Raw genomic sequence first — 22,532 nt, 5'->3', positions numbered from 1 at the left:
AATTTAAAAAATTTCTTCAAAAAGGGTTAACTATACTCTACAACCAAAAAGGAAAGTTTGATATAAATTGCAGTAATTCGGTATGCAATGTTTCTATATGTTGTAAAAAAGGAAAAAATTGCAAATGTTGGATTCTCTTCTCTTGTTTTTTCTACTAGCCACAATTATTCCTTTTTTTATTGCTCAGATTATGCCGAACAGCAAGTGGCTAATAGGTTATACTATTTGTTTTGGAACTTTTGCTATTTCTCAGTATTATAATCACTTAACAACGCCAATCGAGCAACGAGGAAATGGTTTTGTTTACGCCTGGGCAATGATTGCGAATTATTTAATTAATACATCGGGAACTGTGGGAATAATTGACAGGGCTATTGTATTATACTTTAAGTCAAGAGGGTATAAAATCAATATATGGTTCATAGTTAATATAATTTTTTTTGATTGTATGCTTGTTTACATAGCAGTATTGATAGTTAACATTCCTAAATAGATAGGCATTATTAAACAGAAAACAAGGAAGGATTATCAGGACTAAAGTCCTTACTACAAACTTTAATTTATTTATACCTAGCAACTTAGTGAGTATCTCTTCATTTCTACCTAATTTAAAATCCACTCACTATTGAAGTTCATAGTGTACCTCCCTAGAACAGGAAAGGCTATAGTAAAGCTTACATAACTTCAGGAGTACTCACGGTGAATCAGATACAACTGACTTTAACTATTGGTTACTTATTAATGACATGCTATTTTGTAACTAATTGGTTAATATTTTCCCTACGTCAGACTGCTTCCAATCCAGAAGATAAATTTTTATCGTTTGTGATGTTTGTGGTGACAACTATCTTCTGGCCTCTGATGATTCCGATGTCTTGTTTAGAAATGGTTCAACAAAAGCGAATAGACTTTAGTAAAATGATGCCTGTTCTCTTAGCAATATTTGTATTTAGTATTTCATATTATTTAACCGAATAATTAATAATATCATGTCCGCTTAATTGCTTATTAAACTCGAAGAACCCCACCCCCGCCAAAGCTACGCTTTGTCTCCCCTCCCCACTTGCGGGGAGGGGATTAAGGGGTGGGTTGCAATGACTGTGGTTAACATAACTAATTATGCGGACATGATATAACTCCTCCTCGCAAATTGCATACATATATATAAAGAGAAGCCGGAGGTTTGACTTGTTACCCTCCGGCTTCTTTATGCACAACTACCTTTACTTGTTAGGCAGTCTATTTATTCAACTTGGAATTGATTAACGGCGTCTGCTGCCAAAACCACTTGAGCGGCGGGGTGCTGTACTACGCCCACTACCAAAACCACTACCAGAATTGCGTCTAGGTGAAGTGGCTCTACCAGAGGGTTGCAATGTGCTACCACCAAAACCAGAACCAGAAGGACGGTTATTACCTGTAGTGCTACGCGGTGTATTGCGTATGTTTGAATTTCCAGGATATGACCTTCTAATTGTCCCTGTATTGCGGAAGGCAGTGCGATTTGTCACCGCTGCGGGTGGCGCATTGTAGCGAGTTTGGTAGTTTTGAACTGCTTGGCCATAGCTTCCGCCATATCCACCAAAGCCACTTAATCCTTGTCCTGATTGATAGACAGGGGGTACATAATACTGGGGTCTAAACAACATACTACCAATTGCCTGTCCCGCCAAGCTACCAGCCACAGACCCAGCAAATGGCGCCCAGAAGCTATTTTCTCGACGGACTACAACCGTCTCTTGTTGTCCTGTTTGGGGATTGGTTTTATTCTCGGTAACGTTGTGGACGTACTCAAGTTTAAAGTCTTCCGTCAGATATAAAATCGGTTGTCCTTTTTCTACCTTCAGATAGGTTTTTTTACCCTCCTTAATTTGATCGTCAGTTAACCGCGCCATTTGCAAATTTTCAGTTGAAAAGGTTGGAGGCTTATTGTTTAGTAAAAACAGGTTATACTCACCAGTTGCATCGTCATAAGTCGCTTGTTGTATTTGATACTCGCCATCACTCAACTTTGTATTAGTAGAAGTTTGGCTAACGTTCTTAGCTGGAGGAGTACTTTGGTTCTCGCCACCACAAGCAACAGTTGTGATACACAAACTCAGAGCTAAAAAAACGGCTGTAAATTTACGTACTATGGTCATGATCATTGGATTATTGTCCTATCTCTGAGCTTAACAATTTATCATCTGAGTAGTAAGTACGGACTACCCAACAGATTACAAAGGAATTAATTCTGGGTAATATTGCAACAGTTGATCGCTAGTAAGTTCATCGCCTAACTGTGCTGGTGAGAAATGTACTTGGATTGCCTTTAATCTATGCTTATAATGCAAATTTATCAATGCTTTCAATCCTTCCTTGAGCGCCTGAACGTTAGAAAGATCGGTTTCCAAATCTGGTACTTCTCCTTCGTAAGCGACTGTAATCATCACAATGACGTTGCGGGTTACAGGTATAGATAAAGGTTCATTCAATCCAGAGTCAGAACTGTAATTTGGTTCGCTGAGATATCTTTCGGCAGAGTCAGTAAATAATTCATTCACGTAATCCCCCGCTTCGCCCTCATTAAAAAATACGTCACCTTCGTTGGCAGCAGAAAGCCAATATTCATCATATTGCAGCAGGGTTTGGCTAATTTCTACCAATCCTTCTCCTAAAACTTCTAAGTCACCATCGACATCGATCGCATCTCGTCCAGCACTATTTAATACTCCCAAAATTGGCGCTACTTCACCTCCTCCTAAGTGCAGAAATAGGCGAAACACTACATAGCGAGTTCGACCAATCATTTTATTAAAGGTATCGCGCATTTTTTCCTCCAAAATTTTTGTTTTTTGTCATTGGTCATTTGTCATTAGTTCAATGCCCAATGCCCCATAGCTAATGACTAATATAATGAAATCCTTTGACAAAATCTATGATTATATCTAATGAAGGTAATATATTTTTTGTTGAATCACTGGCTATATCATAAGCTGAAGCATTGAGAGCAGAACGATTAATAAATCTTTTCCCAAAGTTGGGATGGTCATAAACAATCAAAGTGTGGGCGCTGGAATTCGTTAAAACTATTTGGGTTGGGGCTTTACAAAAATTTAACTTTGCGGCTACTTCAATATTTTTTTTCATCTGTTTAATTGTTTTAGCCTGATTCATAGCTCGTTCTAAAAGAGTATTTAATTGTTTCACTATATGAGGCGATTTTAGCGATTTTAAATTTTGGTTTGCAACAACTTCACTGTTAATCATTTCCACTATACTGGAAATATTCTTTTGGGTAGATGCTGCATCTAGAAAGGGAAGAATGACAATGTAAGCAGTGAGAAATAATGCTTCGTCACTATCTACATAAAAGGTGAAAATAGTCCGGCGACGGCCACTTTCGATGCTTGGAGGTTGTTTCAGCCCCCGATATTCTTGAGCAATTTGGTAGTAAGCGCCAGCGATCGCAAAATTAGCTTCGTGTTCTAAGGCTGCATCAACAATAATCCGAATTGTTGGCGGTGTTTCGTTAAAAAAATCTCGTGACTCTTCAGAATGGAAGTTTTGGACAATGGAGCGATCGCCATTTGGGCTAAGATCGACCCATTCACAAACCATGCCTTCGGTTTTTAAACCAAATCTGGAAGTGGCATAAAGCTTGGCTCCCGTTAAAGTTGCTCCTGTTAAGTCAGCACCGATCCATTCTGCCCTAATTAATTTTGCCTGAGTTAAATTGGCGTGGACTAAACTTGTATTTGTTAAATTGGCATTGCTTAAATCTGCGCCAATTAAATCAGCCCCGCTCAATTTTGCACCGCTCAAATCTGCCCATCGGAGATTTGCGCCGCTCAAATCTGCCCAACGGAGATTTGCCCCACTCAAATCAGCCCCGCTCAAGTTAGCATGGCTGAGATTGGCTTGTCTGAGTTCGGCATCTCGCAAATTTGCACCATTCAAGTCAGAACGACTGAGATCGCTGGCGTTTAAGTTAGCCATCTCAAAGTTGGCTCCAGTTAAGGAAGCACCTCTCAAGATAGCCTCACTTAAGTTTGCGTGACGGAGATTCGCTTGGCGCAGTGTCGCCTCTCGCAAATCAGCACCAGTGAGATCGGCCTCCAACAAATCAGCGCGACTGAGATCGGCACGAACTAACTCGGCGCGGATTAATGAGGCTCCTCTGAGTTGAGCGCGACTTAGATCCGCTCGAATCAAATTAGCGACGTTGAGACTGGCGTTATTGAGGATGGCGCTGCATAGATTTGCACCACTCAGTCTGGCTACATTCAGCTTGGCATTGCTCAAGTTAGCTTCACTCAGATTCGCGCCACTCAGGTTGACTATACTCAGATTAGCATCGCTCAGATTTACACCACTGAGTTTTACTCCACTCAGATTGGCTTCTGGGAGGTCAACACCACTAAAGTTTAAGACTCCTGCTGCGTATTGTTCCAGTAATTCCTCTACAGTCATCGATGCTACCCCTTGGATGCCAACTTTAATAGTTGGTAAAGTCATAAAAAACGGAATGTCAAAATCAAAAATGAATATTGGAATTTTAGGATTGGGACTGATTGGCGGATCTTTGGGTTTTGATTTGCGATCGCAAGGACATCATATCTTAGGAGTTAGTCGCCGTGAAGCAACCTGTCAAAAGGCAGTTACCTTGGGCAGTGTTGATGAAGCATCAGTCAATCTGAGCCTATTAGCAGCCGCAGAAGTTGTATTTATTTGTACACCTCTAGCCCTTATTGTGCCCCAATTTGAACAGTTAATCGCTCATTTGCCTACGGCTACAGTCGTCACTGATGTGGGTTCGGCGAAAGCACAGATAGTCAAGGATATTACTCCCCTTTGGAAAAATTTTGTCGGGGGTCATCCAATGGCGGGCAGAACAGACAGTGGGATAGAAGCTGCACAGCGAGATTTATTTGTTAATAAACCTTATGTCTTAACACCGATAGCTACAACCCCAACTAATGCAATTACAGTTGTAGAAGAAATTGTGCGATCGCTCGGAGCTAATATCTATTATTGTCAACCAGAACAACACGATCGCGCTGTGAGTTGGATTTCTCATTTACCTGTGATGATCAGTTCTTCGTTGATTGCTGCTTGTTTGAGCGAAACTGACCCCGATGTTTTGCAATTAGCCCAAAAGTTAGCTAGTTCAGGTTTTCGCGATACTAGTCGTGTGGGTGGTGGGAATCCAGAGTTGGGCGTGATGATGGCGCGGTATAATCGTCAAGCATTGCTGCGATCGCTACAACAATATCGTCAAAACCTCGATGAGTTGACTAACTTAATTGAGCAAGAAAATTGGGCAGTTTTAGAGGAAAAGTTCAAATCAAGGCAACAGGCACGACCTGATTTTGTTTAATAGTTGTTGGGTGCGTTTAGCTATGGAGAGCGCACCCACTTTTAAATTTAATCAGTTAATTAATAAAGTTTGTTGGCTGCTTTTTTGTCAAAACAACTCTCCACAGCTACTCAGAAATTACAACAATAAAATCTTTAAAAATGCTACTCTACAGTCTGATAGTCACCAAACCGATGTACCATACAGATAAATTTACAAAAATCAACAATGGTAGAACGTCCAATTAAGAAATCGGAACGTCAGTCTCAAGGAAGCACTGACAGCAATTCCGAAAATACGGATTCTGTAACCCCTATTGAATCCAACCCCAAAAGCTCAAAACCGAGCCGCGATGCCGAAGGCGGGCTGCGCCAACGTTCGTCTGACAAAGGAAAAAAAGGATCGTCATCTAGGGATGAAGGCAGACAATCGGTGAATCCTGCACTAGCGCGCGGCCCAAAACCCGTTAAACCTCCAGCCCCCAAAGTTAAAACAGAAGAACTTGAAACCGAATCAGAATCTATCTCTGAGGAGTCTCAAGACTAACATTACAAGTGTTGTTGTGTGTGATGTGGGAGGCTATAAGCATATTAAAGACTGGGATTTCTGGCTCCGAAGGCAGCGATCGCGCCCCCCATCACCATTAGATTATTTTTAGCGATCGCGTCTCTCATAGAGTTCCTGTGTGTCAAATGCGCGAATGGGTAGGTGTACAAATTCCACAGCCCTAAAAAAGTGCTTCTATCTCAATACCAGCAAGCATTTCACCCTACTCATCACCCAATTGTCATCCGCGCAATCTCTGAAATGCTTACAAAAACTAGGATGTCAGCCTTTAACTTTTCCCGCCACTCTTCCCAAAGGAATTCTCTAATGCTATGATTGCTCCAGAATCGCGCAACCGCACCTTGAAAACTAAATATAGCTTGGCTTTCAGGCTCCCGCTATTGCAATTCATCAAAATCCCTATTAGGGATTGAAACTATCTCTTCATTCTTTCCTTGACTTCACTTTCTGATATTGCAATTCATCAAAATCCCTATTAGGGATTGAAACTAACCTCTTCCGGTGGCATCAACTCAACCTCCAATTGCAATTCATCAAAATCCCTATTAGGGATTGAAACTTTTCTTTCCCGCCAATCCCTTAGTCCTTTCTGTATTGCAATTCATCAAAATCCCTATTAGGGATTGAAACATCAACCCATTTCCAAGGTGGAGTTGCCACCAAATTGCAATTCATCAAAATCCCTATTAGGGATTGAAACAGATGTTCCGAGTCGTGGTTGATAGTAGCCTTAAATTGCAATTCATCAAAATCCCTATTAGGGATTGAAACATCTAAGGGCGATAAGGCAGAAAGGTTGAACGGGATTGCAATTCATCAAAATCCCTATTAGGGATTGAAACAAAAAAAGGAAGTAGTGGAAGAACAGGAGGCAGACTGGGATTGCAATTCATCAAAATCCCTATTAGGGATTGAAACATGACAGCACCAATTTTCATATCTTCTGGAGTGCTTGATTGCAATTCATCAAAATCCCTATTAGGGATTGAAACTTGAGCAACTTGATGAGCGAATATCTCAGCGTAAATTGCAATTCATCAAAATCCCTATTAGGGATTGAAACTTTGGGGCACGACCCTCAGATTTTCTACCAGCACATTGCAATTCATCAAAATCCCTATTAGGGATTGAAACTTCATGAAATTCGATGCAGTGTTTAAATAGCTTTGGAATTGCAATTCATCAAAATCCCTATTAGGGATTGAAACGGAAGCGGCTACTTCCAACACTTTCACCTAGCGCCGATTGCAATTCATCAAAATCCCTATTAGGGATTGAAACAGTCTTTGACCCTGTGACCAACCTGCCTTTAACCGATTGCAATTCATCAAAATCCCTATTAGGGATTGAAACTTCTACGGGTAAACCACCCCGGAGCATTGCTCGGAATTGCAATTCATCAAAATCCCTATTAGGGATTGAAACACGACGGGATAGAAGTCATCAGCAACCCCACAAATTGCAATTCATCAAAATCCCTATTAGGGATTGAAACCGGGAGAGATGCCAAGGGAGCCTTCGGCGCTAAATTGCAATTCATCAAAATCCCTATTAGGGATTGAAACGCTTGCGTGGAATGGTGTAGTAAGCAGGGAATATTGCAATTCATCAAAATCCCTATTAGGGATTGAAACACAAATCGCAACTTGTCTATTCCGCTGCGGAGTGGGGAAATTGCAATTCATCAAAATCCCTATTAGGGATTGAAACAGGAAGGATAGAAAACAAATTGCCGCACTAGCACAAGATTGCAATTCATCTTTAACACAATTCATACTTGGTGTTTATTGTCAATACATAAAACCTAAAAGATATATTCCTAAAATCAATTTGCTTAATTTACAACATCTCAGTACAGTAAGCTTAAAAGCAGTTTGAAGGTCATAAAAATGACGACTCAAAAAAGGATTGCTGTAGTCACAGGAGACCGATATGGGAGGAGATGATGCTCCGTTCACGGCAGAAGAAGGAGCGCAAATAGCTGTTTATTTGGCAACACTTCCCGATGGAGGAGCGCAAGGACTATTTTTTGCACAGATGCGAAAGTTTGGTGGCCCCATTCAATTACAGTGGTAGGTTAAGATGGAAATTTCCGCAGTTTTACCGCCTATTTACGTAGATACGACCATTGAATTAGCACCTGCTAAAGTGATTGCCTCATTCCCGGTCAATACCTTTTTGGAAAATCTAGCGATCGCACCAGATGGCACAATATTTGTAACTAATCACGAAGTTGGCAAGATTGTTCGCATTAGTCCAGATGGCAATCAGCAGATTCATGCCACTGTTGAAGGTAAAGTAAGTGGTCTTGCTTTCGCTGCCAACGGGGGTTTAGTAACAACAGGCTGGAATGCTGATTCTATACCAGTGGTTTCTTTAGTAGCCAATGATGGGAAAGTAGAAACCTTGCTGAAACTGCCAGATGCAATATTTCTCAATGGCATCACTCCCCTTTCTGACACTCAGTATTTAACAGCAGATTCTTATCGGGGTGCAATTTGGCTGATTGATATCGCTCAACCTCGCGCCTCAATATGGCTAGAACATCCAATGCTTGCTCGTAGCAATTCGGAAAATATCACTCCGGCTGCAAATGGTTTGAAGCGTTTTGGTGATTTTCTCTACGTTTCAAATACGGAAAAAATGTTGCTGTTGCGGATTCCCGTTGATACCGCAACTCGACCAGGTGAGCCGGAAATTTTTGTAGAGCAAACTAATATTGATGACTTTGCCTTCGACATGGAAGGCAATCTTTATGGAGCAACGCACATATACAACAGTGTGGTGCGAATTGCAAGCGATCGCAGTACTACTATTATTGCTCAAGCCGAGGCAGGTGTAATTGGTAGCACAGCCGTGGCTTTTGGCCAAACACAGAGCGATCGCACCGCAATTTATGTTGTGACTAATGGTGGAATGTTTTTACCTCCACCCACTGGTGTCGTTCCTGCTAATGTTGTTCGGCTTGAAGTTGGAAAACCTGGATATCCCTTAGCTTGAGCGTGACCGAATTTTAGATTTTAAATTTGGGATTTTTAATTGAAAATCTCAAATTTATAAATGTTTCACAGCAAGTAAATCGATGCTTGCCCTCCGAAAATCAAGCTACGTGAAAAAATTTAAAATCTAAAATTTATTAGCATAAATAATGGAGATAGAACAGAACGATCGATTTGTAACCGTGGTCATTACACAACTTGTCAAACCAGGATGCGAAACTGCTTATGAAGCTTGGTTGAAAGAGATTACCAGGGTTTCCAGAGCTTATGTGGGTCACATGGGAACAAATGTGATTTGTCCCCAACTTGGGGTAAGAAATGAATATGTGATTATCTTCCGATTTGACAATTATGAAAATTTAGAGGTGTGGATGACATCGCGCGATCGCGAACATTTGCTCAATCAAGGAAAGCATTTAGTTGAATCCGATCCTTATGTTCAAAAAATTAGTGGATTAGAAGCTTGGTTTTCTCTTCCCGGTCAACCATTAAAAACTCCACCACGCTATAAAACAGCCTTGCTAACTTGGGGAGCTGTATATGTATTGATTAATTTATTGAATGCGTTCTTAGTACCCCTCATTCGTGCTTTACCACCCTTGATTATTTCGTTGATTATAACGATTACTATGGTTTTGCTCTTAACCTATGTTGTCATGCCGAGAGTTAGCCGCTTGTTTAGCTTTTGGCTATATCCTAAATCACGAAAAATTTAGGAATAAGCCGAACTAACCCTATTTCAGATCCGAAGACAATCATCGCAGCGATCGCGCCATCACAATTCTGGATTTCTCACTTGTGAGAAATCCAAGGGGTGGGGAGGTGTGGGAGGTGTGGGAGGATGGGGAAGAAGTCTTACCCCCACACTCCCCACACTCCTCTTCCCCCCTCCGCCTACACTATGCGTGAGAAATCCGGGATAATATATTACTGTTCTTCGCCTTTTTTCTGAAGGAGCGATCGCCAATCTTCAATCGCTTTCTCCGTCCACAGCCAATTTTTAGTTAATTTATCTACCTGGAAATTTTCTCGATCGGACTTGAGAACCGTTTGCCGCAATTTGATCGCTTCATTCAAATATTGCGTCTGCTTACCATTAGATTGACTAAGTGCAGATTTATACAATCCAAGAGCTAAACCAGCATAAGAAGTTAAAGCATCTTGAGGAACTGCTGTGTTTCTGGATGTTGATTTTGTGTTCTGTTCTTTGAGAGCTAAATTCAAAGCCTTGAACCAAGAATCATTGGCGCGATTCAGATTGCCTTCTGTGTAGTAAGCAAATCCCAAAGCGTTATTATACAAAAGCGATTCGGGTTTAGCTTTGGCAGCAGTTTCCCAATAACGCCGGGCATCATCGACGCTATAGTTATTGTCTCCAGTTTGGATCGACTGCCACGCCAATCGTCCCTTGTAAAAATTCACAGATGGATCGTCAGCTTGTTTACTGGGAATTAGTTTTAAGGAAGTTTCAGCCGCAGCCAGTGCGCCCCGATTCAGTAGTTCTTCTACAGCCAATAGCCCACCTTGCAAGTCACCCTGGCTCAATTTTTCCGTAGCAGTAGCGGTGACAATTCCAGTCGCTTCTATTCCTAAATCGACATTCGGCTGCTCTTGAATCGGTCGAGAATCAGGTAGAGACTGGGTAGGAATTTCTGGTATTTTAGGCAGTGCTTGGGGGCGATTTTGCCACCACCAATTTAAACCGAACGCAGCAGCGATCGCACCGATCCCCACAACGCCGACAATCGGCCACAGTTTGCGGCGACGGGTACGATTTCTTGGCGGGGGTGGTTGCGATTGCGAAAAATTAGACTTTTGCCAATTTTCTTCAAGGTTTCCAGGAGTTGCAGGTGGCGGTGGTGGAACTTCTCCCCACAAATCTGCTTCTTCTTCTGAGGAAGTCGTTTCCTCTGATATCTGGCTTTGGTGAAGACTATTTTCGTGAATTTGTCGATCCGCTTCAGTTCCAGGTTTTTGATTATCTAGCTGACGAAACAAATCCGAAACTATCGCAGAATCTTCTTCATAGCTTGGGTCATCATACTCAATTTCATCAACTAGATCGCCCCAAGTATCTTCACCCAGCCAGTCCAACCCAGAAGAGTCCCGCGTCAAACCACTAGGAATCATGTCTTCCATTCCTAAAGGCATCTCGCTATCATCAGGTATACCAGGGTACATCGTGGAAGTTACCCCTAAAGGCGAACTATACTGATTCAGCGACTCCCTACTTGCAGAAACCTCAGTTTCCTGACTTAAAAAACCATCAAATTCTGGCTGGAGATATAAAATCGGTAATGCCCAGTACATCTGGTGAGAACCATAAGCAGAAATTAATCCTTGGCGCACCCGACTTACACACAAATCTACTGGATATCCCTGATTTAAATTGCGGTAAAACAATTGTGTGAGCGTCAACGCCACTTCATCAGGAATCCGTTCTGACATCGCCAAAACGCTTCTAATTCCGCGCTTCACCAGACTTTCCGCTAAGTTTCGTTCGCCAGTATCTCCAGAGGGATTGGACGCTGCTGTGTAAGCGCCCAAGCAGGAATTAAACACTGCCATTTGGATATTATTGTTGACGAGCAAACCTGCCAAATCGTCCCCAGTCAAGATTTCCGTTAAGCCGGTTCTGCGACTAACAAGATAAATTTCTCCGCCATTTGCGCCTAAATTACTATGACCAGAGTAGTGGAGAACGTGGTATCTGCCTTGTTCTAGGGCTTGCGTCAGTTCTTCCCGTCCTGGTTGGTCTAGTACAGTGAGTTCAATTTCGGGAAAACGATTCCGACCTTCACCAGGTCGTGACGTTTGACGGTGAAGTTCCGCTTGCAGTTTAATTGCTTCTTGTTTCTGTAAGTCAAGACGAACTTGATCTGAGGGAGAAGCAATTACCATTAAGACTCTGACACCACCTTGTTCTGGCGGTGTGGGCATATTTTGCGACCGCAAAGGAGAAGCCCCCGAAATCCCACTTTGGAAGCGAGAAAAAGCCACATAAGGCCCAGTGGCCAGAGGGCGATCGCCTGCGTGCATCACTTCCCAAGGCAAACGAGCTAATCTAGTGTCTTTTAGCCCCAAGCGTAAGCGTAGTACTTGTTGATGGTTCTGGGCAATACCTTGGGCAGTAATCCAACTATCTCTGAGAGTGCCTTGAAATAGGGCGTTATAAAATTGTTGACCCAACGCCACCAAATTCACAGAGTTTCTGGCGATATCGCTTTCATGCCCGCCAGAGGTAAATGGATCTCCTTGCAACACCGAATTCAACGGGTCATTCATCAAATGCCCAGCAGCCATCAACCAATCAGCTATAGGCCAAGTCACCAATTCTTCTGCCAATGGTACCCCAGGCGCGACTTGTTCCGTCCGCACCAAGTAGTCATTTTGCCCTACTGGGGTTACGGAAATATGGAATTCCTGGGTCACAACTTCTCCTGTCCGCCTCCTGAATCTGGTTTGAAACGCGAAAGTTTCAAGTCGATTTTTCGCTCTCTCTGATAATTTAGATGCATCCTGCCCCTGAATGTTTCTGATTCCGCGCTGTTTTGGTTTTTCCTGCCTTTACAACTTTATCCGGATCGGATTACCTGGGTCTAGAACACTTAATTGGTAGATGCACCTTGATCTTCAACTCCCCTAGTAGGCTAACACCCACTGGGGGTTTTTTTATTTTGGCAAACAACAGCAACTTCTGACGCAGATATTAGACCTCTTGCAAAAGTCCCTTAACACCCCACCCCCAGCCCCTCCCCGCCTGCGGGGAGGGGAGACAAAGCGTAGCTTTGGCGGGGTGGGGTTCTTTCTTATTTTTGATTTATGCAAGAGGTCTATTCTCTACCAGAAAATAGTGCTTAATCCTAGAATACTTGATTAATAGATGGATGTCCCTCGATCTTTAACTCCTATAAATTTAGTTAATATCCACTTTTGTTTTTTTGACACACCACAACAATCAATTTTCTAATAAATTTATCCGGAGCATGGTGGTTAAACCTAGAACATTTAAGTGGTAGATGCACCCTGATAACTAGCTCCCCTTGTTGGCTAACGCCCACTTGGGGTTTTTTTATGAACATTGAGTGCTATTGATTAACCCTGACACACCCATTTTGTAAAGCAGCGCACCGATCGTTTAATTGGTAGGTCTGTCCTGATAACTAACCCCTCTGAGGTTTTTCTTCCATCGACAAACAGTAACAACTTCAACCTCTGCTAATTTATCCGGTAGCGACCCATTTATTTTAGAAAAGATTATTGGTAGATGCACCCTGATAACTCACTCCCCTGGTTGGTTAACACCCACTGGGGGTTTTTTCTAGTTGCATCACCGATAACGAACGCGAATGCGTCTAGTTAAGAAATGTTAGCGAGTCTTTTCCTCTCAGAGACGCTATAGGTAGCTTGCTTCTCCATAAGACTACGAGCTTTACAGCCCATCGTAGACATCGCCTCTCATTTAGTTCTTTTTTCCCGGAAGATGCTGGCTACCCCTAGAAAAGATTATTGGTAGATGCACCCTGATAACTAACTCCCCTAGTAGGCTAACACCCACTGGGGGTTTTTTTATTTAAAAAATAACTGACCCTGATAACTCACTCCCCTGATAGGTTAACACCCACTGGGAATTTTTTCTACTAGTTGCGTTACCAATAGCGATCGCAAACGTGTCTAGTAAAGAAATTATAGCGAGTCTTTTGCTCTCAAAGATGCTTGCTACGCGTAGCTTGCTTCTCCATAGAGGTACTAGCTTTACAGCCCATCGTAGACATCGCCTCTCATTTAGTTCTTTTTTCCCGGAAGATGCTGGCTACCCCTAGAAAAGATTATTGGTAGATGCACCCTGATAACTAACTCCCCTAGTAGGCTAACACCCACTGGGGGTTTTTTTATTTAAAAAATAACTGACCCTGATAACTCACTCCCCTGATAGGTTAACACCCACTGGGAATTTTTTCTACTAGTTGCGTTACCAATAGCGATCGCAAATGCGTCTCATAGAGAAATGTGAGCAAGTCTTTTCCTCTCAGAGATGCTACGCGTAGCTTACTTCTCCGTAGAGGTACGAGCGTTACAGCCCATCATAGACATCGCCATCAACTCTAATTCTAATTTAGTTCATTTTTCCCGGAAGATGCTGGCTCCCCCTAGAAAAGATTATTGGTAGATGCACCCTGATAACTCACTCCCCTAGTAGGCTAACACCCACTGGGGGTTTTTTTATTTAAAAAATAACTGACCTTTGTACAAATTTATCCGGAGTATGGTCTTCAACCTGAGAACACTTAATTGGTAGATGCACCCTGATAACTAACTCCCCTAGTAGGCTAACACCCACTGGGGGTTTTTTTTGCCGTAGACGCGTAGTGGTGAGCCACATAACCGGAGTACATCACTATCACTGTTGCTACTGCTGGTAGACCTTGAGTATCCTCCTGTTGACAGGATACAGCATAACTTACTCAATCAATCTCTGAATCGCTTTCTTTTTATTGTTACCTAGAGATGCAACTCCAAAATGATTGCTATGATATTTAATCACATTCTTAATTTTTTTTATATATTTTAACGAGTTCCCTTTTAACTTTCACAATTTGTCTGCCTCAGCAAACCTTACCTTCTTACTCAGCACAGACTAACAGACTAAGTGTCACGCTACCGCTAACAGCACTCCTGAAGCAATTGAAAACTGCTAGAAGTTCCAATTTTTTAGCTGGTTGGGATTAGACGGTATTTGTGTGGTAAGTAGGCGGTCTAAAATTTCTGATTTCTGTTCTGAACTGAAGTTGTCATAAATATTTTCAAGCTTGTCAACTATGCCGAAATTTCTGAAAGCCTCTAAATTAGAATCTGGTTTTTCAATTAGAGATTTTTGTCTATTCTGGGAATAAGTAAGTATGTCTACTGTATGATTATTATTTCGATGCACAAGCTGCATCAATAAATCCATTGCAACAGTTGGCAGAACGCGGTAGTTAGAAGTCACAAAAAAATCAAAAGTCATATTTCCTAGACGGATGCGATCGCCATCTTTGAGCTTAATCGGCCTAACAGTGCGATTACCATTCACAAACGAGCCATTGGTACTGTTGAAATCAATTAAGTAAAAGCCTTGCTCGTCAATATGCTGAATAGCAGCGTGGCGACGAGACAGATGATTGTCAGCAATGCAAATACCGCTGGTGCGATTACGACCTATCGTCCAGATTTGTTGTGGCTGTCGTAAACTCTGAGTCTGATTGTCGCCCAAGTTAGTCATCAAATAAACAGCAGCGCTATCCACTACACCATGTACGTAACCCGTCGTCTTGACTCTCCTCAACGACGGTTGAGATAGGTTTTCTAGCTGAAGAATTTCATCTAGAAGGCTGCTGTGGTGTTCATACAACTTGAGAAATACTTGATATAAAGTTAATCGCCGTTCTATTTCCGTTTGTGCAAAGTCAGTCATTATACGTAAACCTTATACTACCTGATTTCGATTGTCATATACATCTCCAGTCGACAATCAGGAATAATTGATTTTTTGCTTTTTGCTGCCATCTAAAAAATTTAGTGGTTTAGGAGCATTCTATTTTAGAGATTTTAGATTCCCTGTTATTTATAGCCATAAAAAGCATGTAAATACCCTTAGAGAATTATTATGATGCTTTATTGTTTATTGTAAATAATCATTTGTTATTTGTAACAGATAAAAATTATAAAGATTTCATTAAGAATTGACAATTATCTGCGTATTTTTGCTAGAGATTTGGATATTTCTTAATATTTATGAGAGTGATGGCTATAAAGCAACCTAAACATTATATATTTGGTCAATTCTGAATGAATATAATTTTCCTAGATGCGAGAAAAGTTTAGCCTTGTGATTCTGATAAAATAAGTGTTTTAAAATTGTTAATAAAAATGGAGAGCTTAAAAGCAGGGAATTGAGGCTATTCTGCTAATCTCAAATAATTGACTTCAATAAAAAATATTCATCCGTCAGGATAATCTAGAATCTAAGAGGATGTTTGAAAAGTCATGATTGATGTATAAAATATTTTTTTACCCCATCCTAACCCTCCCCGGTATATTGGTGAGGGAACTAAATTTTCCGGTTTCACTCCAATAGATCGGGGGGATTAAGAGGGGTAGTAATTCAATTAAAATCAGGGCTAACCACTTTTCAAACAACCTCTAATATAGGAGATTATTCGCATATAACTATGGCTACAAAAGAGGATATTCCCGATGAATTAGGAAACTCCATCCGTCTCATCCGTCTATAGATTGGGGTAATTCACACTTTAAAATTACAACAAGCCTCGTTTCCCATTGGGGCGCACGGTCATCCAATTTGTTTTTGCTAGTGCTAGCTGCTCATCTGAAATTTTGGCACTGGTGAGATTAGCACCACACAAATTAGCTCCTCGGAGGTTAGCATTGCTGAGATAAGCATTGCTAAGGTCTGCGCCTCGCAGGTCTGCTCCTTCTAAATCAGCATGGTTAAAGTATGCTTTGCTCAAATTAGCATCCTTAAGATTTGCTCGAGTAAGGCTGGCTCTGCCAAAGTCACTATTGTGAAGATTAGCTCCCTGAAGATTGGTTTTTTGCAATTGAGCAGAATGGAAATTTGTTTGAGATAAATCAGCACCTTGCAGATTTAGCAAATTTAAATTGTGTAAGGCAAAATCTCGTCTTCCCTTCAGATAAGCTGTTAATAAACCTTGGGTATCTAACTTCCGCCCAACTTTAGAATTTTGAACTTGTGAACCATTGCTGTTGCTACTGAAACTCGTTGATTTGGCCATCCCAGAACCCTGGTGCGATCCTGCGGCTTCTGCTGCCTTGGCTCGTCTAGCACGAATCGCTGCCGCTACTTGTGCCACTCCAATACTGGTAGCAGCCGGGTTGTTACATAAAACAGCAGAATTTTCCAGGTGGTTATGTGTTCGCTCTTTAGATCCATGATCGGATTTAATCAGCAAACCTTTTGCTAAACTATCTAAGTATGGTTCTATTTCCAATGCTCTGAGAACTTCTGCCGCTGACTGATAGCGATTACGTACAGACACCTCTAACATTTTTCGTAACACATTGCCCAAGTGATCGCTCACTTGCACAAGCTGCTCCCACATCATCTCGCCAGTGTTGGGATTGTAATCTAAATCTTTAGGAGTTTTGCTAGTCAGTAAATAAATGCATGTTACCCCCAATGCATAAATATCACTGGCGTAGACTGGACGCATAGCCATTTGCTCTGGAGGTGCAAAACCAGGAGTACCAATTGCATACGCAGTTAATGCTGTCTGTCCTGATGGACCTGTCGCACTTTGGCTAATTTGGTTTTTGACGGCACCAAAGTCGATCAGTACCATTCTGGCATCTTGGGTGCGGCGGATTAAGTTGGCTGGCTTGATATCACGGTGAATCACCTTTTGATCGTGGATGTATTGCAACAGTGGCAATATCTCGCTCAAAAATTGCTTGACTCCAGTTTCGCTCAAGATGCCGTTAAGTTTGACCTCCTCTTGCAAGGTGTCACCACTGATATATTCTTGAACTAAGTAGAATTGCTCGTGATCTTCAAAATAGTCTAACAATCTTGGTACTTGGGGATGATTGCCAATCTTACCTAGAGTTTTGGCTTCTCGCTCAAAGAGTTCTCTAGCCATCTGTAAAACGTGTGGGGCGCTTCCTGATGGGCGTAATTGTTTGATTACGCAACTCGGTTCTCCTGGTAAGCCTTGATCGTTGGCTAGGAAGGTCGCTCCAAAGCCACCCTGACCTAATGGTTTGATCACCTGATAGCGATCGCGCAACAGTAGTTGCGAGCCACAAGACTGACACCTTTGGCTATATACCAAATTTTCTGGATTGGAACAGGTAGGATTTAAGCAGTAGCTCATGCACTCTCAACTCGCTGCACGAATAATCACGGGGAGTGTTATACTCCCTTTCAATTATTTAGACATTAATCAACTCTTGCAAGGTAATTTCTGCTGGAAATCCTTTGAAGAGTTCCTAAAGTTTAACTGAGATTACCTAAAGCGATCGCTAAACAAGATTATTTATTATACTTACATTGGCAAATACTGTTTATGCTGCTTTCTACCAATTCCTAATCACGCTCTCTCAAGGCTTGTGGCGTTCATCGCGCTATTATCCCATTCAGAAAATCAGTTTTAATCTGGTTTTTGCATGGGAGAATTGGTATTAAAAGGTATTGGAGGGCAGTGCCCAACGCCAGTTAGTAATTTGGGGAAACCCAGACGCTCGCGGAATCGCTCTAAGCATTGGCGCAGCCTCTCTAAGAGTTGCCATGCCGTTGGCGAACGCGAGTGCGTGTCGCAGATAAGCCTCTCGTAGCACCTTGTGGAAGCAAGCTACGCGTAGCAGAAGGCTTACGCTGCGCTATCGCTTTTAGCGTCTCCCCCTTCTCCCCAAGGGAGAGGCTAACGCCTTTCCTTCGGAACGCTCCGCGAACGCAAAGCGTCTCGTAGAGAAGAAAGAAGACCGCACTGGCTAACCTACAGAAAGTCGCTATAGGATTTTAGATGCCCAAATTGGGAGGCAATTTAGAATCATCTCCATGTAGTCGTTAAGAGATTATTAGCTAGCTTTCATGTTCACACTAGTCAGCTGTTCGATAAGTGCAAAAACATCACTGCGGCTGAGTTTCCCTTTCCCATTAGCAAGGGCGTCAAGAGTGCCGTTTGCCAAGGTGAAGGGGATTTGACAAAAATCTAAGGCTGGCCCGGTAGGAAGGTCTTTGATATAAGCTTCGGCCAGCCCGAGATTGCGTCGGGCATACTCTTGCATATTTTCTGCGCTCCAACCTTCTGGGAAGAATTCTACTCCACGCCCCAAATCTTCAGTGTGGTTACGCAGGATATTGACTGCTTGTAAACCCCGACCAAAACCAATCGCCTGGGTACGGTTCGTTTGTGTTCCATCATACCAAGTCCATAAATCAGAAAGTAACAGTCCCACTGCACCTGCAACTCCAAAGGTATAGCGATCTAGATCGGATTCTGTATAAATTTTCCAGTTTTTTTCTGCCCAATAAGCCATCCGGTCTGCCATTGCAGCAGTGGCATCCCAAATTCGAGGTGCAATGGTGTCTGGTGCTAGCAGTGACCATTCTCTAATCCTCAAAGTGACTTCTTCTAATGAATTCTCATACCCACTAAATCCTGCAAAGAAAGCATCTACCGCGAAGCCATCAACTCCTGCTTGTAATGTCAGGCTAATGGTTCTTAACAGCTTTGCTTTAGTAGCGTTATCTAGTTCGGGATGATCTTCAATTTCATCAATGGCACGCATACACAAATATGCCGATGCTACTGCTTCTTGCAATCCTGGCGGTAAAACACTAATTGGGATATAAAAAGTTCGGCTAGTTTCTTTGAGGATTTGCAATGCATCTCTACGTAAATTCATGTTTTCACTCCCCACTTGATTTTTGCACCACATGAAGTTTGCAGTTTTTTGATGATACTGGATATAGTTTTGACTAAACCTTAAAAACTATAGACTATAAGATACGCTAGTATTTCATCTAAAAATTGATAGTTTTTGGTATTGCAATTAACAAAACTCTTAAATTTATCAAAGTCTAGTCTAGTATAGAGGTTTTTGGGTGCAAAAGTGTTTGAAATGTCGTTTGATATAGCTTTCATAAACTTTTAGCATACATATAAAGAATTATGGTAATATTTGGTTGGATATGACGAAATTGTTCTATAAGCAAACATCCATTTTAGCGATTTGAAAGTGCTTTAAGTCTGCGTTAATCTGACTAACAAAGTGTAATTATTGTATATATAAAGACAATTCAGGAAAAGCTGACAACGGATAACAGCATTTGTACATACCTTTCGATGGGTACAGTGGTTTACCGAAGAGTTGGGGTCAGTCAAATCGGACGACATATAAGGCTGTAATGCCTGAGTTGGACTATACCTAATCTATTGGAGTCAGAACCACCTTACTGTTCAAAGTGACATAAAGTGACCAAAATTCAAAACAAGAAGTTCCCGTATATTTACGAGATTGACAATAAAAAAGTTGGCTGTTTACCGACTTAACACAATATTTGTGAATATTTGACCTCTTATATCATGTCCGCTTGATTGCTTATTAAACCCTAATAACCCCAAAAAGCTTAAGCTACACTTCGTCTCCACTCCCCGCTTGTCTACAGTGTACACAAGCCCTAAAAACCTAAACTTGATGAGGTCTTTCTCATTCCCATGCAGAGTACGGAATGAGAGGACAATAGGAAATCGAGCTTTTTTAGACTTGTGTACACACTAGCCCCGATACAGAGAGGGGATTAAGGGTAAGCATCAAGAAATTAATAATTTTTTAGATTGACCCCTTCTAATCTGCTCTTACCAAGGGGAGGTTGCCGCAGGCAGTGGGGTTCTTTCTATGTGTATTCATGAATAATCGGTATTATAGTCCAGATTATGTTGACACAAAAACAAACCGAACGGTCTGTAAAAAATTAAAAAAATACCGAAGTATTCCTAACTATTAAATTTTCTGAATCCCTTGTTGATACTGTAAATATTTTTTCTGTAATTCCTCTGGAATGGGAATAAGACGATTATTTTGCAGACTGACAAAACCACCCTTCTGGCTAGCCACTGCTGCTAACTCATTGTTAGATAAAATTTCAGCTTGCACAGTCCACTTTAAGCGTCCTAAACCACTCAGCCATAAACGTCCAATCACTCGATCGATAATCTTTATTGGACGTTTATATTCAATTTCAGTTCCAGCTAGAATTGGTGTATATCCTTGCTCAATTTGTTGATTGAGTTGCCAATGTTCATCTAAAAACTTTAGACGTAAATCCTCTAGCCATCTGATATACACAATATTGCTCACAATTCCCATAAAATCAATGTCGTATGTTTTGACAGGAATTGCTAATACTACTTCTAATGGTCTGTGTAAGTTGTTATTTACTAGCATTATTTCTTTTGATATTTTTTAATACTGCTCGGTCTGTTCAATTAAAGTGAATTTTCCAAGTATTGATTCAGGTGATTAATTACCCTATGGATATGAATTGAATCTCCATATAGCTTGCTCATCATTATGCCTCCTTCCAGTGTTGCGATTATGATGATAGCGATTTCATCAGCACTGGCTTCCGGGCGAATTTCACCCTTTTCAATTCCTGTTTCAATAATTCGACAAATTAGATGCAGCCAAGAGTTCATCGCTTGTTGAGCACGTTCTCGCAACGCCGGGTGAGCATCATCACTTTCCACAGCAGTATTCAGCAGTGGACACCCTCCCTTAATCGGTGGATTTTCTGCGAAGCTACTAAACACCCCAATGATTGCTTGCAGACGTTCTACTGCGTGGTGTTTGCTTCGTAATGCAAATCTAGTATGCTGCTTAATGCGAGCGATCGCAAAATCAAAAGCCTGTAGTGCAAGATCGTCTTTGCTTTGGAAGTGATTGTAAATTCCTCCTTTCTGCAATCCAGTTACACGCATAATGTCTGACATCGATGAACCTGCATACCCCTGTTGATTAAACAGTTCGGCTGCTTGCTCAAGAATTCTGGTTTTTGTTTCTTCGCCTTTGGACATTACAGCGATTTTGATAGTAGGGAGTTTATTGAATTGAAAATTGCTGTAAATAAAATATTACCGACCGATTGGTTTTATTTAATTTATCATGATAGGTGCTTGTAAGTCAAGATTTTTTCAGCGCTGGGTACAGAACTAGTACAGTACGGCGTAAATAAACCACCCATTCAAAACCAATTAAATGCTTACGCTGTATTAATTTTTAATTTTTAATTTTTAATTCCGCCTTGCGGTACTAGGCATTGGCTATAGCCAATGTTTGCCAATGCAGACTTCACCTGGTTATAGACGCCGTTAGTTTTGATGCTACCCCACCATAATTAATCAGGATTTTGGCATTATCGGGAATTTCAGCAGCAATGTTGGCGATTTGACCTTTGCCAAACAGGATTTTAACTGGATTGCAAAAAACAAAGTTTTCCATGAGTCATTAAACTAGGGAATCGGAATTGACCTTGAGTATTGTAATCACTTTCAGGATGTTGCCTAATTGCAGAATAATACGATATATCGCGTCTCTACAAAGTTTGGTATTATCCCTATGGTTACTAACTTGTAGGTAAATTTTTGAGCAACCAGTCCGTAGGGAGTTTGACTGACTGCGGTGTATTATCCAGATAATTGAACAATATACAACGCGAATACGCTAGACGTTTAATCATACTTACGAGTAAAATACGGTAAGTGCATCGCCTTACGTGGTTTTATATGTAAAACTGTAGAAAAACCTAGTTAGAAGTTGAGTTTAGCAGAGCGACTGACCAATAAGCAGTTATCAAAGTCTATTTGAGCTAAATGCCAGTTGTCATGCTTACAAAAACTTCCAGACAGGTTTTAAGTTGTCCAGGAATCCTTGAGAAACGCAATAACTTGTCATAACCAGCCCTGTCTAGCACTGGGCTATAGTTTGGCTGAGTTGCTGCTCTCTAACTGCTCGTAGTTAAGTCAGTGAACAGTTATCAAGGCTTCGTTTGGGGAATTAATCAACCCTTACCGACGCTGCTCACTTATGGAAGTGGGAGACTCAAC

At 41.4% G+C, this 22,532-nt stretch carries 15 protein-coding genes, 2 pseudogenes and 1 CRISPR repeat array; of the genes and pseudogenes, 7 read left to right on the top strand and 10 right to left on the bottom strand.

Annotated features, from left to right (window positions below; translation table 11 throughout):
- Positions 1-124: 124 nt before the first annotated feature.
- Both V7K84_RS11665 and V7K84_RS11660 read left to right on the top strand, forming a co-directional pair.
- On the top strand, positions 125-493 hold the full coding sequence (locus tag V7K84_RS11665) for a hypothetical protein (protein WP_334838189.1): 369 nt from the start codon (positions 125-127) through the stop codon (positions 491-493).
- 248 nt (positions 494-741) lie between these two features.
- Positions 742-978, top strand: coding sequence for a hypothetical protein (locus V7K84_RS11660; RefSeq protein WP_334838187.1), 237 nt, complete (start codon positions 742-744; stop codon positions 976-978).
- 284 nt (positions 979-1,262) lie between these two features.
- Here V7K84_RS11660 and V7K84_RS11655 read toward each other — a convergent pair whose 3' ends face one another.
- From V7K84_RS11655 to V7K84_RS11645, 3 genes are all read right to left on the bottom strand, one after another.
- A complete protein-coding gene (locus tag V7K84_RS11655) occupies positions 1,263-2,147 on the bottom strand; it encodes a hypothetical protein (RefSeq protein ID WP_334838185.1) in 885 nt (294 codons plus the stop codon).
- Between the two features lie 69 nt (positions 2,148-2,216).
- Positions 2,217-2,810 (bottom strand): DUF1517 domain-containing protein, encoded by a 594-nt coding sequence (locus V7K84_RS11650; RefSeq protein WP_334838183.1) that lies wholly within the window; start codon positions 2,808-2,810, stop codon positions 2,217-2,219.
- A 70-nt stretch (positions 2,811-2,880) separates the two neighbouring features.
- The gene (locus V7K84_RS11645) at positions 2,881-4,452 is read right to left on the bottom strand and encodes a pentapeptide repeat-containing protein (RefSeq protein ID WP_334838235.1); all 1,572 of its coding nucleotides are present in this window, start codon (positions 4,450-4,452) and stop codon (positions 2,881-2,883) included.
- A gap of 70 nt (positions 4,453-4,522) precedes the next feature.
- On the opposite strand from V7K84_RS11645, the gene V7K84_RS11640 reads away from it, so the two are divergent.
- The 5 genes and pseudogenes from V7K84_RS11640 (at position 4,523) to V7K84_RS11620 (ending at position 9,620) form a co-directional block, all read left to right on the top strand.
- Positions 4,523-5,359, top strand: a complete 837-nt coding sequence (locus V7K84_RS11640) for a prephenate/arogenate dehydrogenase (protein ID WP_334838233.1) — start codon at positions 4,523-4,525, stop codon at positions 5,357-5,359.
- Between the two features lie 207 nt (positions 5,360-5,566).
- On the top strand, positions 5,567-5,884 hold the full coding sequence (locus V7K84_RS11635; RefSeq protein ID WP_334838182.1) for a hypothetical protein: 318 nt from the start codon (positions 5,567-5,569) through the stop codon (positions 5,882-5,884).
- 400 nt (positions 5,885-6,284) lie between these two features.
- A CRISPR array of direct repeats spans positions 6,285-7,615; the repeat unit is 37 nt; unit sequence ATTGCAATTCATCAAAATCCCTATTAGGGATTGAAAC.
- A gap of 213 nt (positions 7,616-7,828) precedes the next feature.
- Positions 7,829-7,981, top strand: a pseudogene (locus tag V7K84_RS11630) (short-chain dehydrogenase); the annotation flags it as partial.
- A gap of 6 nt (positions 7,982-7,987) precedes the next feature.
- Positions 7,988-8,905 carry an SMP-30/gluconolactonase/LRE family protein gene (locus V7K84_RS11625; RefSeq protein ID WP_334838181.1) on the top strand — a complete coding sequence of 306 codons (918 nt, stop codon included), beginning with the start codon at positions 7,988-7,990 and terminating at the stop codon, positions 8,903-8,905.
- A 148-nt stretch (positions 8,906-9,053) separates the two neighbouring features.
- Positions 9,054-9,620, top strand: a complete 567-nt coding sequence (locus tag V7K84_RS11620; protein WP_334838179.1) for an antibiotic biosynthesis monooxygenase — start codon at positions 9,054-9,056, stop codon at positions 9,618-9,620.
- Between the two features lie 211 nt (positions 9,621-9,831).
- On the opposite strand, the gene hetF is transcribed toward V7K84_RS11620, so the two are convergent.
- The 7 genes and pseudogenes from hetF to V7K84_RS11585 all read right to left on the bottom strand — a co-directional run.
- Positions 9,832-12,336 carry a cell division protein HetF gene (hetF, locus tag V7K84_RS11615; RefSeq protein ID WP_334838178.1) on the bottom strand — a complete coding sequence of 835 codons (2,505 nt, stop codon included), beginning with the start codon at positions 12,334-12,336 and terminating at the stop codon, positions 9,832-9,834.
- A gap of 2,263 nt (positions 12,337-14,599) precedes the next feature.
- Entirely contained in the window at positions 14,600-15,358 is a 759-nt protein-coding gene (locus V7K84_RS11610; protein ID WP_334838177.1) for an FHA domain-containing protein, read from the bottom strand.
- An 844-nt stretch (positions 15,359-16,202) separates the two neighbouring features.
- On the bottom strand, positions 16,203-17,798 hold the full coding sequence (locus tag V7K84_RS11605) for a serine/threonine-protein kinase (protein WP_334838176.1): 1,596 nt from the start codon (positions 17,796-17,798) through the stop codon (positions 16,203-16,205).
- A 703-nt stretch (positions 17,799-18,501) separates the two neighbouring features.
- Complete coding sequence (locus tag V7K84_RS11600) at positions 18,502-19,332, bottom strand: phytoene/squalene synthase family protein (protein ID WP_334838174.1); 831 nt, start codon at positions 19,330-19,332, stop codon at positions 18,502-18,504.
- A gap of 1,098 nt (positions 19,333-20,430) precedes the next feature.
- Positions 20,431-20,874: an acyl-CoA thioesterase gene (locus V7K84_RS11595; RefSeq protein ID WP_334838173.1), complete on the bottom strand. Its 444-nt coding sequence runs from the start codon at positions 20,872-20,874 to the stop codon at positions 20,431-20,433.
- Positions 20,875-20,915: 41 nt separating this feature from the next.
- Positions 20,916-21,503 (bottom strand): TetR/AcrR family transcriptional regulator, encoded by a 588-nt coding sequence (locus V7K84_RS11590; protein WP_334838172.1) that lies wholly within the window; start codon positions 21,501-21,503, stop codon positions 20,916-20,918.
- Between the two features lie 260 nt (positions 21,504-21,763).
- A pseudogene (locus tag V7K84_RS11585) lies at positions 21,764-21,927 on the bottom strand (NADH-dependent alcohol dehydrogenase); the annotation flags it as partial.
- Between the last annotated feature and the right edge of the window lie 605 nt (positions 21,928-22,532).

This window comes from Nostoc sp. (genome assembly GCF_036917315.1).
In the GTDB taxonomy this organism is placed as follows: domain Bacteria; phylum Cyanobacteriota; class Cyanobacteriia; order Cyanobacteriales; family Nostocaceae; genus Nostoc.
This window is presented reverse-complemented; position numbering and strand designations above follow the sequence as displayed.